This is a genomic window from Vibrio rhizosphaerae (assembly GCF_024347095.1).
Lineage (GTDB): Bacteria > Pseudomonadota > Gammaproteobacteria > Enterobacterales > Vibrionaceae > Vibrio > Vibrio rhizosphaerae.
Genome location: NZ_AP024903.1, coordinates 1,064,266 through 1,077,263, shown reverse-complemented (window position 1 = coordinate 1,077,263; position 12,998 = coordinate 1,064,266). Strand labels below are relative to the sequence as shown.

15 protein-coding genes are annotated in these 12,998 nt (G+C 47.8%); 9 read left to right on the top strand and 6 right to left on the bottom strand.

All coding sequences use genetic code 11. The features are described from left to right. Nucleotides 1–80: 80 nt before the first annotated feature. Together truC and OCV37_RS04610 are read right to left on the bottom strand one after the other, a co-directional pair. Nucleotides 81–803 (bottom strand): tRNA pseudouridine(65) synthase TruC, encoded by a 723-nt coding sequence (gene truC / locus OCV37_RS04615; RefSeq protein ID WP_038182068.1) that lies wholly within the window; start codon nt 801–803, stop codon nt 81–83. After that, a complete protein-coding gene (locus tag OCV37_RS04610) occupies nt 796–1,116 on the bottom strand; it encodes a YqcC family protein (RefSeq protein WP_038182069.1) in 321 nt (106 codons plus the stop codon). The genes truC and OCV37_RS04610 overlap by 8 nt, the downstream gene beginning before the upstream one ends. Before the next feature lie 137 nt (nt 1,117–1,253). On the opposite strand from OCV37_RS04610, the gene OCV37_RS04605 reads away from it, so the two are divergent. Both OCV37_RS04605 and OCV37_RS04600 read left to right on the top strand, forming a co-directional pair. Beyond that, nucleotides 1,254–2,294: a DUF3549 family protein gene (locus OCV37_RS04605; RefSeq protein WP_038182719.1), complete on the top strand. Its 1,041-nt coding sequence runs from the start codon at nt 1,254–1,256 to the stop codon at nt 2,292–2,294. Between the two features lie 3 nt (nt 2,295–2,297). After that, the gene (locus OCV37_RS04600; RefSeq protein ID WP_084717473.1) at nt 2,298–2,591 is read left to right on the top strand and encodes a DUF3301 domain-containing protein; all 294 of its coding nucleotides are present in this window, start codon (nt 2,298–2,300) and stop codon (nt 2,589–2,591) included. Here the strand turns inward: OCV37_RS04600 and OCV37_RS04595 are convergent. Then, the gene (locus tag OCV37_RS04595; protein ID WP_157634990.1) at nt 2,551–3,060 is read right to left on the bottom strand and encodes a GNAT family N-acetyltransferase; all 510 of its coding nucleotides are present in this window, start codon (nt 3,058–3,060) and stop codon (nt 2,551–2,553) included. The genes OCV37_RS04600 and OCV37_RS04595 overlap by 41 nt on opposite strands. Before the next feature lie 385 nt (nt 3,061–3,445). Between OCV37_RS04595 and OCV37_RS04590 the strand changes: the two genes are divergently transcribed. The 7 genes from OCV37_RS04590 (at nt 3,446) to OCV37_RS04560 (ending at nt 7,636) form a co-directional block, all read left to right on the top strand. Beyond that, nucleotides 3,446–3,583 carry a hypothetical protein gene (locus tag OCV37_RS04590; RefSeq protein WP_157634992.1) on the top strand — a complete coding sequence of 46 codons (138 nt, stop codon included), beginning with the start codon at nt 3,446–3,448 and terminating at the stop codon, nt 3,581–3,583. A gap of 293 nt (nt 3,584–3,876) precedes the next feature. Continuing rightward, a complete protein-coding gene (locus OCV37_RS04585) occupies nt 3,877–4,173 on the top strand; it encodes a hypothetical protein (protein WP_038182075.1) in 297 nt (98 codons plus the stop codon). Continuing rightward, nucleotides 4,170–4,640 carry a YaiI/YqxD family protein gene (locus OCV37_RS04580; RefSeq protein ID WP_038182079.1) on the top strand — a complete coding sequence of 157 codons (471 nt, stop codon included), beginning with the start codon at nt 4,170–4,172 and terminating at the stop codon, nt 4,638–4,640. Before OCV37_RS04585 ends, OCV37_RS04580 begins: the two co-directional genes overlap by 4 nt. Nucleotides 4,641–4,651: 11 nt before the next feature. After that, nucleotides 4,652–5,347, top strand: a complete 696-nt coding sequence (gene tsaA / locus OCV37_RS04575; protein WP_157635025.1) for a tRNA (N6-threonylcarbamoyladenosine(37)-N6)-methyltransferase TrmO — start codon at nt 4,652–4,654, stop codon at nt 5,345–5,347. Nucleotides 5,348–5,439: 92 nt separating this feature from the next. Further along, nucleotides 5,440–7,158, top strand: a complete 1,719-nt coding sequence (locus OCV37_RS04570) for a proline--tRNA ligase (RefSeq protein WP_038182088.1) — start codon at nt 5,440–5,442, stop codon at nt 7,156–7,158. Between the two features lie 80 nt (nt 7,159–7,238). Then, complete coding sequence (locus OCV37_RS04565; protein ID WP_038182092.1) at nt 7,239–7,448, top strand: YaeP family protein; 210 nt, start codon at nt 7,239–7,241, stop codon at nt 7,446–7,448. Then, nucleotides 7,445–7,636: a DUF4250 domain-containing protein gene (locus OCV37_RS04560; RefSeq protein WP_038182095.1), complete on the top strand. Its 192-nt coding sequence runs from the start codon at nt 7,445–7,447 to the stop codon at nt 7,634–7,636. The genes OCV37_RS04565 and OCV37_RS04560 overlap by 4 nt, the downstream gene beginning before the upstream one ends. A 117-nt stretch (nt 7,637–7,753) precedes the next feature. On the opposite strand, the gene OCV37_RS04555 is transcribed toward OCV37_RS04560, so the two are convergent. From OCV37_RS04555 to katG, 3 genes are all read right to left on the bottom strand, one after another. Then, nucleotides 7,754–8,107, bottom strand: coding sequence for a hypothetical protein (locus tag OCV37_RS04555; protein ID WP_038182098.1), 354 nt, complete (start codon nt 8,105–8,107; stop codon nt 7,754–7,756). 186 nt (nt 8,108–8,293) lie between these two features. Then, nucleotides 8,294–10,201: a methyl-accepting chemotaxis protein gene (locus OCV37_RS04550; RefSeq protein WP_038182101.1), complete on the bottom strand. Its 1,908-nt coding sequence runs from the start codon at nt 10,199–10,201 to the stop codon at nt 8,294–8,296. A gap of 497 nt (nt 10,202–10,698) precedes the next feature. Further along, a complete protein-coding gene (katG, locus tag OCV37_RS04545) occupies nt 10,699–12,906 on the bottom strand; it encodes a catalase/peroxidase HPI (protein WP_038182104.1) in 2,208 nt (735 codons plus the stop codon). Between the last annotated feature and the right edge of the window lie 92 nt (nt 12,907–12,998).

Below are 12,998 nucleotides of genomic sequence, written 5' to 3'. Positions count from 1 at the left end.
TAAAAAAACGCCCTGAGGGCGTTTTTTTATGGCTTCGTTATATTCATGCTTTCATGTTTATAACGGCAGGCAATCAATCGCTAAATCACGTCAGACCAACCGAAACCCTCGCATAATTGTTGCCATGCTTGATCGAATGACGCCTGAATCGTCACAGGTGCACCAGTCAGGGGATGGACAAAACTGAGGCGCGAGGCATGCAGTAACAGCCGATGGCAATCATAGTGCGTCCGGAACAGGCGGTTATGCTTACCATCGCCATGAGTGGTATCACCGATAATCGGATGACTCAAGTGATGCATATGTCGCCGTAACTGATGTTTACGCCCGGTTTGAGGCTTCATTTCAATCAGCCCATAACGACTGGTCGGGAAACGACCGGTGGAATACGGCACTTCAACCTTTGCCAGCGGCTGATAAGCAGTCACCGCCGGTTGGGCCGGTTTATCCGTTTTGGCAAACTTATCAGCGATTTTATCCAGTTCTTCAACAAGCGGATAATCCAGAACCGCTGCTTCTTCAATCCATCCGCGCACCACGGCATGATAGGTTTTTTCCATCTGATGACTGGCAAACAACGGCATCACTTGAGCGGCGACCTCACTGGATAAGGCAAACACCAGCACACCCGATGTCGGACGATCCAAACGATGTAAAGGGAAAACATGCTGGCCAATCTGATCCCGTAGTGTCTGCATCACAAAACAGGTTTCATGTTTATCCAGCCAAGATCGGTGCACCAGCATGCCCGCCGGTTTATTGACTGCAATCAGAAACTCATCCTGATAAATAATCTCAAGCATCACGACAGTGCGCCTCAATCTTCATTAAGATACGAATGACCGGCTGATAATTCGGATTATCCCGCCACGCTTCAATAAAATATGGTGTCATTTCAAACCCACTCGGAACCGAGGCGGCGGTGGCAATCCGCTGGCGCATTTGCGGAATAAAAACCCACTGGAGCCACTGTTCCGGTAATAAGGTATCCACAGCAAAGGGCTGCTGACTCGATAAAGCCTGAGCTGATGGTGGCGTGTCCTGCCATAGCTGTCGCATTTTGAGACATGCTTCAAGTTCATTGAACGATTGATTTAACTGATAATATTTTGACATAAAGAAAAACGCGGCTTGAAATCGGCAGATAGGGTACCATGTATTGAAGACAAAACTAAACTTATCCCGGTGGCTAAGATTCGGTGATTCTGTCAGGAATCATCTGCGACACGATGAGCCGGGCAAGAATGGAACCTATGAACACAATATATACCCTGACCGAGCTCCTCAGGCAAAGTGGTTGCCAATATCAGGTGGTTGATCTCGGACGCCGCATTCAACCTATCACACCGGAAATCTTTGCCAAAATAGAGCAAGGCCAGCAAGCTTATCCTTATCCGCTGCAACGCATGGCCCGACTGGCTATTGTTTACTGGAATGAAACTCAACAGCCTTGGATTTGGTTTTTACAGTTTGAACTGGATGAAAGAGGACGACTGCAACCGACCGATATCAGCGAGTTTATCCGTTTTATGCTGGAAGCGATGGGCACCCGGATTCACCAGAACCTGACGGAAGAACAACAGCAAAAACTGGCGAATAACCCGTATACTTTTACCCCACCGGAAGAAAAAATGGCGGTGTTTCATAGTCAGGTCAGAGCCATGCTCAAATTACCGGCCAGCCAATACTATGAACATGCACAGTGCTACTTTCAGGGAAACCTCGGCTGGAACAACTGGCAAACTATCGGATTACAGGGCATCACCGACATTTGCGCACGACTGGGACAAGAGCAAAATGCACCGACGCTACTGAAAGCTCTCAATCACCTCCCGTCAGAGCCTTGCTATGCCCTACTGGGCGCTTTGGAACACACGCCTCTGACCGAAAAAATAGCCGATAAACTGCAGGCGATGGTGCATCAGGAAATGCAGCAAACAGCTCCTGACTTGTTCTTTCTCGCAGCTTTACTCCGGGCATTATCCGGTGCACCGGGTCAGCAATTGAAAGAAACGATTGCCAATCTCCTGACACAACCGCACCTGTGTCATGCTGAGGTATTAATCGGCATTGCCGGTCGCAGTTGGTCGGCACTTACCGAACCACAGCAGGCTGAATTGTTCCTGACTCGTCTGGCACAAACCGGTCAGCAAACACTATTTAATCAACTGTTTGCGGATTTAGTCATGCTGCCTGAATTAAGGGTGATCTTCTTGCCATTACTGCATACTACCGCCTCTGAAGAACTGGCAACCGCCTTGTCAATGCTCCAACAACAAACCAGAAGCCGGTGAGCCATGCAGGACTTGATGACCATTCTTTTGGTTTGCTTTGGCTGCTTCTTGTTCTGGCAACAACGGCGTCAGGCCGAAATTGCCAGACAGACAATAGAAAGAAAATGCCACCAACTGGAATTGCAAGTGGTCAGCATTACATTCAAACACCGTCTGGTTGATGAACAGCGTCGGTGGCGCTGGCACACTCGATATACATTTGAGTTTTCATCTCTGGGAGATGATTGCTATGAAGGGTATCTGGATATGATCCGCTTTACCCCTGCCAAATTTTTTGTGCCGGTCCATCGACTGTAAGTTGATATTCATAGAGCGTCTCTGGGGTTTCCGATAATGTTGGTCGGGAGATAAACCCGAGTTTTCGCACTAAAGCGACCGCCGACTGATTCTGTTCATTGACGAAAATACGGATTTTTTTCAACGAGAAGCGTAAAGATACGTTTTGTAAGAAAGCACTCAATGCCTCCGTTCCGTAACCTTTTCCCCAATACAGACAGCGGAGGATGAACTGAAGTTCTCCGACATCTTTGTCATGTAAATCTAAAGCAAGATGCCCCATATATTCACGATGTTCATTATCAACAATGGCCATCGCGTAAACATTTGAATCGGCTAAAACCTGATGAAACTTTGCCCGGGCACTGGACACACTGAAAGGCTGCTGATGAAACAACCGGTTTCCCGGAGAGCATAACAGCGATAGAAAATCGAATTCATATTCATCCGTATAAGGCAGCAAAAGCATTCTTTGCGTTGCTATTGTCACAATTCATCCTTGTTTCATTCGCCCGAACCCAATGATTCGCTGCGAACGTCAATGTTAAACCAATAAGAAATTGATTAAATTTATCGAGATGGTGAATGCCAGCCTCAGAATAGAAATGACGGAAAGCCCCGACACCGTAAAGGCATCGGGGCTCAGTCTTATAGCAGCGATCCGGCCACCAATAAGAGCTCCCTGCATCATCCATAACGAAGGCTAATCCTTCAACCTATCCTTTGCATCGCATCCAAGCGGTGTCCCCTGTTATCCGTAACACTGACTTTCCGCTAGCCAGTACACATCACTCATCCTTAAGCGGTTTCCTTCATCATCCTGATGGTATTCAATCACTCTGGCATCATTTTATTCAAACGGTTCAAGTAAAGTGATGATTGGTCAAAGTGATCGTTTGACGCTTCCTGCAACAGACATCATGCCTGTTGTCGCTTCCCTACGCAGTCCTCAGCTCTCCAGCCTGAATGCATCCCAGACATTCGTCTTCATTCCCGAAGACATCACTCCCTGATGCTTTTATCTATGTCGTTCCCTGCCGACCAGTTCAATGTACGACGTTTGTATTTTCTCGACAACACACTGGTCCGCTCACTTTATAAACAGCCACGCACAAAGTCGATAAAATCAATATAAATCAATCAGCTAAATTGAGTTAAAGCATTTACTCTATTCTAAATACCGCTATATCTCACAGCACTTGTAAGCGATCTCTTACAAACCAATTAGCACTTTTGTTGCTGCCCTATCCAGCGTAAAATCACCTCACAACAGCGTACACATTGAAGGTCTCAAAAAAGGATATTTATGCTGACAAAAGACATATCACAAGAGCTTGAAACTGTGATTTCGCAATTAGTCGCTGACGGCAAGGAACCCACTGTCGCGCTCATCAAAGCCCGCCTGAGTACCCAAGTCCCCATTCCTGCGATCGTCACCACAATCAAACGCTGGAAATCCTCTCAGCAGATCCCCAAAGTTGAAGTCGCAGTTCAGTCCTCAGTCTCAGCCACCGAACAAAGAATCATTGCACTTGAACAACAAGTCGCTGAACTTATCTCCCGAGTCACACAACTCGAACAACAATCAGGTCAAAAATTATGAAAATATGGGTTGATGCCGATGCCTGCCCAAAAGTCATCCGGGAGGTCATCTTACGCGCAGTTGAGCGAACCGGAGTGACATGTACGTTTGTCGCCAATCACGTCATTCCGCTTCCCCGCCGTGACAATATTCGCTTCTTACAGGTAGAAAGCGGTTTCGATATTGCCGACAACGAAATTGTCCGCCGCGTTGCAGCCAATGATCTGGTGATCACCTCAGATATTCCGCTTGCCAGTGAAATTCTGGAACAGCAAGCCATGGCATTAAGTCCGCGGGGTGACTTGTTTACTCTGGATACCATCAAAGCCAGACTGACCATGCGCGATTTTATGGAAACAATGCGCGCCAGCGGTGTTCAAACCGGCGGTCCTCCGGTTATGAGTCAGGCCGAACGCCGTGACTTTGCCAATCACCTTGACCGTATTTTAGCCAAGTCTCTCCGGGCGACATCAGGGCCAAAATCATGACCAACGATGCACTGCCGCCACTCGAACCGATTGGTATCATGCGTAGTCCTTACCGAGAGAAATTTGCGGTGCCACGGCAACCCCGGCTGGTCCCGGCGGCAACCGCACAGATTCAACTGATTGGTGAGGCCAACTGTCCGGAGTCAGTCCGTGGTCTCGAGCAATTTAGTCATTTATGGCTCTTGTTCCTCTTCGATCAGAATCTAAGTGCCGGTTGGAAACCAACCGTTCGTCCGCCCCGGCTGGGTGGCAATGAACGGATTGGCGTATTTGCCTCCCGCTCAACCTTTCGCCCCAATGGCATTGGTATGTCAGCCGTTGAATTACAGGGGATTCGGCAAGAAGGTAATCAAACCTGGATCGATGTCGGCAGTGTTGATCTAGTGGATGGCACACCGATTATCGATATTAAACCTTACCTCCCTTATGCCGATCGGATTGAACAGGCCTACGGCGGGTATGCCGACAGTGAGCCGACCCCGACAGCGGTCCAGTTGTCCGATACCGCACGTCAATCACTCGCCGCGCATCCCCGTGCGCATGAAATTGAGCCGGTCATCATTCAGGTTTTAGCTCAGGACCCGCGTCCGGCTTATAAGAAAGACAAACCGGATGAGAAAGAATATGCGGTGAATTTATTCGATCTCAACGTCAAATTCAGAGTCAGTCAGTCGATCATCACGGTTACCGCAATAGAACGCTTTTGACAAACTAAAATGACTGATATTATTGACGGCTAATTGAATCCGCCCTCAAATCATCCGAGGGTTGTTGTATAACTTAATGAATGGATACCCTCATGCGTACCAGTAAATATCTTCTTTCAACATTGAAGGAGACACCAAACGACGCAGAAATCGTCAGCCATCAGCTCATGCTACGGGCTGGTATGATTCGGAAACTCGCTTCCGGCCTTTATACTTGGTTACCGACCGGGCTGCGTGTGCTGCGTAAAGTCGAGAATATTATTCGCGAAGAAATGAACAAAGCCGGTGCAGTAGAAACACTGATGCCGGTTGTCCAACCTTCCGAACTTTGGCAGGAAACCGGCCGCTGGGATAAATTCGGCCCTGAATTACTGCGTATTGCAGACCGCCATGATCGACCGTTTGTACTGGGACCGACTCATGAAGAAGTCATCACTGACATGGTTCGCAACGAGGTGAAATCCTATAAACAACTGCCTTTGAGTCTGTATCAGATTCAAACGAAGTTCCGGGATGAAGTTCGTCCTCGTTTCGGTGTGATGCGTTCGCGAGAATTCATCATGAAAGATGCATACTCCTTCCATATCGATCGGGAAAGTCTCGAAGCGACCTATCAGGATATGCATACCGCTTACTGTAATATTTTCAATCGTATGGGTCTCGATTTCCGCCCTGTCTTGGCAGATTCAGGCGCCATTGGTGGCAGCGGTTCGCAAGAATTTCATGTGTTGGCTGAAAGTGGTGAAGACTTAATTGCTTTCTCTACCGATTCAGATTACGCGGCCAATATTGAAAAAGCAGAAGCGCTGGCACCAACGACACCTCGACCAGAGCCGACTCAGGCGATGACGCTGGTCGATACGCCGGATGCCAAAACGATCGCACAGTTGGTGGAACAGTTTGATCTACCGATTGAGCAGACCATCAAAACCTTGTATGTCAAAGCGTCTGAGCATATTGAAGCCCCGATCATTGCGCTGTTACTGCGTGGCGATCATGAACTCAATGAAGTGAAAGCCGAAAATCTGCCTGAAGTTGCCGCACCACTGACGTTTGCCACTGAAGAAGAGATTCGTGAACTGATTGGTGCCGGTCCGGGGTCTCTGGGACCTGTCGGTCTGAAACTACCGTTTATCACAGATCACGCTGTCGCTGTAATGAGCGATTTCGCCGCTGGCGCAAACATTGACGATAAACACTACTTCGGGATTAACTGGGGGCGTGACGTTGAGCTTGGACAAGTTGCCGACCTGCGTAATGTCGTGGAAGGCGATCCAAGTCCATGCGGACAAGGAACTCTCCTGCTGAAACGGGGCATTGAAGTCGGTCATATCTTCCAGTTGGGCACCAACTATTCAGAATCGATGAAAGCCAGTGTTCTGGGGCCGGATGGTAAGAGCGTAACCATGGAAATGGGATGCTACGGCATCGGCTGTACACGGGTGGTTGCCGCATCAATCGAACAGAATCATGATCAGAACGGCATTATCTGGCCGAATGCCATTGCACCATTTGAAGTTGTCATTGTACCGATGAATATGCATAAGTCCGAGCGTGTACAAGAAGCAGCAGAAAAACTCTACGCTGACTTGCAAGCGCAAGGGATCGATGTTCTGTTTGATGATCGTAAAGAGCGCCCCGGTGTGATGCTTTCCGATATGGAACTGATCGGGATTCCACATATGGTCATTATTGGTGACCGTAGTATGGATGAAGGCAATTTCGAATATAAAAACCGTCGTTCCGGTGAAAAAACGCCGGTGCCGATGAGTGACGTTGTAGCCCATCTTCAGGCTCAGCTCGCTCAGTAACCATTGGTTCGTTTGAAAGGGTTGCTCCGGCAACCCTTTTTCATTGCCATCACTCAAATACAATGACAAGGATACTCATGATGAAAGTATATGACTGCTGTGATTTAGTCCGTGAGCGATATGCCCAGATTGGCAGTGGCGATCAGGCTTACGTACCTCAGGCAATCAGTTGTGCGTTGCGTGCACTGAACAACATTGCCTCCGATGAATCTCTCCCACAAGAGACCCGGGAGCAAGCTGCCTTTGCTGCTGCCAACTTATTGATTTCAGACTTTGAGGATAAATCATGAATCTTGCGAACTTTGCCACGATGGATCCGATTCTGCTGTTCAGCTTGGTCAATACCAAGTTACGGGACGATTTTGGCGGTGATCTGGATCAGCTTGTGTCTTATTACGACCTCGATAAGCAAGCACTGATTGACCGTCTTGCGAGTGCCGGCTTTGAATTTCTTGCCGAAGTCGGCCAGTTCCGTTAACGGTATTTGTCACAACCTTCCATTAACGCTAATGCCATCAACACGAATTCCAGCATAGGATTTGCCGTTGATTGACAGGAAGTCAAGATTTGCCTCTTCCTGTCATTAGCGCCTGACTTATCCTAATAAATTCCCTTTAATGCCTTTATAAATCGCCAGCATGCGATCATGAGCCGGTTTATGTTCAGCAAAAAAAGCCAGACAAATCAGTGCACTATCCTGATAACCATCGGGGAGTTCGACCTTGAGATCCGTGGCAATGCGACGAGCATAATTCAGTTGCTTGTCCGTCGGCAGCTTCAAATCATCCGGAATTGCAGATTGAATTGCATTGGTCAATTGTTCTGAAAACTGCGGCCACTCATTCAGATCCAACATCGTCGTTTCCGTTAACGATGCCAGTTTTTGCTGTTCAGGTGTCAGCTGATAGAAGAAGGTGAGATGACCGACGGAAAATTGCACTTTATCCATTGAGAGCCTTGTCTGACGTGGGGTTTAATTTTTTAAGCATCATATCAGCAGGTGCAAAAATATGCACTTGAAACTCGTTTACCTTGATCAAAAAACCGAAGCTGTCGCTTCGGTTTTTATCGATATCAATTCACGCAACCTGACAGATCATCGGAGGCGCTTCATTGCGTATCAGCAGTCACAATCTTAAAGTTTGAAACGTGAAACAAGCGCCGTCAGACTGTTGTTGATATCCGCAATATCACCCATATCTTTCATGGACTGTACGCCGATAGATTCCAGTTCAATCACCATATCATTGATGGCTGACATATTGCGGCTCAGCTCTTGTGTTACACAACTTTGCTCTTCAGCCGCTGTCGCAATTTGCGAACTGAGATCATTAATCTCCATCACATGCTGAGAAATCGTTTCGAGACTATTCGCAGCATGCCCTGCACCTTCAGCCGTCTCCTGACAACGCGTCCGCGTATGTTCCATCGAACTCACCACCGCATGGTTACCATTGGCAAGGCTCTTCAGCGCCTGCTCAACTTCCGTCGTACTGTCTTTGGTTCGGCTGGCAAGACTGCGAACCTCATCAGCAACGACTGCAAATCCGCGACCTTGTTCTCCGGCACGCGCAGCTTCAATCGCGGCATTCAAAGCCAGTAAATTGGTCTGCTCTGCAATTTCACCGATAACACTAAGTATTTCGTTAATTTTCTGAGTTTCGAGTGTCATGTTATGTACATCGCTGACTGAGTGTTCGACATCATCAATCAGTACAGAAACCGTCTGTTTCGAACGATCCATGATATGACGAGATTCCATACTGGTTTCATTCGCCCGGGCCACCAGACTGGCGGTATTGGCGGCATCCGTTGCCATTGAATCAGCCGTCGAGCTCATTTCTTCAATCGCTGTCACAACCTGTTCCGTTTCCGAAACATGCTTTTGCAAAATTGAACTATTTTTCTCCGACTGACCGAGCATATGTTCAACATTTGCCTGTAGCGAGTGACAGTATTTCTGAATGTCCAGCATCATGGACTGCAGATTTTCAATAAATTGGTTCACGCCCTGAGAAATCTGACCTAAATCGTCATGACTTTCCACTTTCAGGCGTTGCGTTAAATCGCCTTCTCCGCTGGCCAGTCCCTGAATGGTTTCTTTTAGCGATAAGATAGGGCGATAAAGCAATTGGATCAGGAAGTAAGTCACCACGACACTCACGACACAGGCCAGCAGGGAGAAAATCACAGCACTGTTTCTCGCCTTGGTTAACTGAGCAAACACAACCGACTTATTCAGCCCGATCATGTAGTACCAGTTTTTCTGCCCTAAATGAATCCGGTGTGAGAACATCAGTTTGTCAGTCCCGTCGAGCACATAGTCGAGATGAGTTGATTCATGCGCCACCATCTGTGAAGTTAAGCGATCGCCCCAATCCTTGTTTTTCAGCAGATCTCCTACTTTTAATGCTGATGACGTGGTCGCCAGAATCCGGCTATCCTCATCGAGGATCAGAGCAACAGCCCCCGGAATCTTATTCGACTCATTGACGATCTGGCTTAAAAATTCAAGCGCCATATCAGTGGAAACCACACCACCTTTAATCTTTTCCAGAATACTGACCCAATATTTTTGTTTCGATGAACCCAGATACGGAGGTGTGACACTCACCGTATCCGACGAACGCCCCTGTTGATACCAGGACGTCTCCCGCACATCCCCTTTCAGCCGATGATTTGGCCACGCCTGATTTTCCATACTCCAGTACGCCCGGCCATCTTCCAGCCCGATCACAAAACTATCCAGATTCATCACCGCAGCCAGAGACTGTACTAATTCAACTAAAGCCTCTTCAGACGAGTTAATCTCCTGATGCTGAAATCTTTGCGCCAAATGATGAATTCCATTAATTTTTTCTTGCATCACGGTTTCAATCACGACGGCTTTTGACGCGACATAGCTTTCACTCGATTGAAAAATATTCTCTGTCAGGATTTTTTCTTCCTGAGAATAAAGTACATAACTGGTAACAGACACCGATATTCCGACCAGCAACATGACGGATAAAATTAATAATTTTTTTAATCCAAGTAATCTCATAAATACCTACACTAAACACCGACTCAAATACACAAAAGTAGAAGTTACTGACCTGAAAAATTGCCGCCTCCCGAAAGAAAACGGCTCACATAAAAAACAATAAGTCAATAGTAAAAACGTCTCATAAGTGAGAAATAATAACACATATTGTTGCACATACAACAACTTACTTATTCTTTTTGCAAGCCATCCAAACATGAAGAACACGCCTCAGGTACGATGAGTTGATAAAAATGGCAGATAAGCAGCGAAATGTTGGTAACCAAGAAGAAAAAGAAAGGCAAAGATTCAATTACAACCTCAAATCAGGCGCTAAAAAATAATTATTCCCTGTTTTTCAATGCCGGTTTGATATGCCGAATAAAGAGCTAACGCCATTGAGTTCATACCTCTGATGTGCACAAACGAGTGTCCCCCGACGTCTTCATAATGTTGCCACAATAAAAAAATCCCCTGTCGGCAGACAGGGGATTTCACAGGGTACATCCGGCTTTCAATTATTTTAAATCAAACCGATCCGCTTGCATCACTTTCACCCATGCTTTCACAAAATCACGGATGAATTTCTCGCCGGCATCGTTGCCCGCGTAAACTTCAGCCAAAGCACGTAACTGAGAGTTAGAACCGAACACCAAATCGACCCGGGAAGCCGTCCACTTCACCGCTCCCGTCTGGCGATCCCGGCCTTCAAAAATATCAGCCGCTGCTGAGGTCGGTTTCCACTCCGTATCCATATCCAGCAAGTGAATAAAGAAATCATTGGTCAGCGTGCCCGGCGTTTTCGTCAATACCCCGTGCTGTGACTGAGCAAAATTCGCATTCAGTGCACGCATCCCGCCAACCAAAACCGTCATTTCCGGTGCGGTTAAAGTCAACAACTGAGCACGGTCAAGGAGCAACTCTTCAGCTGAAACAGTATAATCACGTTTCAGATAGTTACGGAAACCATCGGCAATCGGTTCAAGGACCGCAAATGATTCAGCATCCGTTTGCTCATCAGTCGCATCGGTTCGTCCTGCTGCAAACGGAACTGTAATCGCATGACCAGCCTGACGGGCTGCCTGTTCAATCGCTGCTGAGCCGCCCAGCACAATCAAATCGGCCAGCGAGATTTTCTTGTTGCCGCTTTGTGCCGCATTAAACTGGTGTTGAATTCCTTCAAGAACACGTAAGACTTTCTGCAGTTGCTCTGGCTGATTGACTTCCCAGTCTTTCTGCGGTGCCAGACGAATCCGCGCCCCGTTTGCGCCGCCACGACTATCCGAACCACGGAACGTTGCTGCGGAAGACCACGCGGTATAAACCAGCTCAGAAACCGTCAAATCAGCAGCAAGAATTTTAGCTTTTAATGCTGCCACATCATGCGCATCGACTAAACCATGATCAACAGCGGGTAACGGGTCTTGCCAAATCAGATCTTCCTGAGGCACTTCAGGACCAAGGTAACGGACTTTAGGTCCCATATCCCGGTGAGTCAGCTTAAACCAAGCCCGGGCAAACGCATCGGCAAATTCATCCGGATTTTTATGGAAGTGCTCTGAAATTTTCCGATAGATAGGATCTTCACGCATGGCCATATCCGCATCGGTCATCATGATTCCGACCTTCACCGCACTGTCTTCGGCATCCGGGGCTTTGTCTTTATCAGCCAGATCAACGGGAACCCACTGTGTCGCACCCGCAGGGCTTTTCACCAGTTTCCAGTCATAGCCAAACAAGACATCAAAGTAACTGTTATCCCACTGTGTCGGGGTCGGGGTCCATGCACCTTCCAGACCACTGGTAATGGTGTCGCGCCCTTTACCGCTGCCATAGGTACTTTTCCAGCCGAGTCCCATTTCTTCAAGCGGCGCGGCTTCGGGTTCCGGGCCAACCTGTGCCGCATCCCCGGCACCGTGGGTTTTACCAAAGGTATGCCCACCGGCAGTCAAAGCAACCGTTTCATAATCATTCATCGCCATCCGGGCGAATGTTTCACGCACATCTCGCGCTGAAGCAAGTGGATCAGATTTGCCATTCGGACCTTCAGGATTGACATAAATCAGTCCCATCTGAACCGCAGCCAGCGGATTTTCTAAATCCCGCTCCCCGGTATAACGATTGTCGTTACCAAGCCATTCATCTTCTGCGCCCCAGTAGATATCTTCTTCCGGTTCCCAGATATCTTTGCGTCCGCCACCGAAGCCAAAGGTTTTTAACCCCATCGATTCCAAAGCCACATTACCGGTCAGAATAAACAAATCCGCCCAAGACAGACTATTGCCATATTTTTGTTTCACTGGCCAAAGCAGACGCCGGGCTTTATCTAGATTCGCATTATCCGGCCAACTGTTTAAAGGAGCAAAGCGCTGGTTTCCGGTGGATGCGCCCCCGCGGCCATCACCGGTCCGGTACGTCCCCGCAGCATGCCATGCCATCCGAATCATAAAAGGACCATAATGACCGTAGTCAGCCGGCCACCATGACTTTGAGTCTTTCAATACCGTCTCTATATCCTGCTTAACCGCACTCAAATCAAGGGTACTAAAGGCAGCTGCATAATCGAAATCTTCACCTAACGGGTTCGATTTCTCATCATTCTGGTGAAGGATTTTGAGGTTGAGCTGATTTGGCCACCAATCAACATTCTTGGTTCCTTTCCCACCAACACGGGTATGACTCCCATGCATGACGGGGCACTTTCCTGACATTTTATTCTGTTCCATTGTCTGTCTCCTGCTTCGCAGCGTTTTGATTTATTGAACTCGATACTCTAATGAATGACGTCTACACCCATGCAAAACAGGACGTTAAAGTG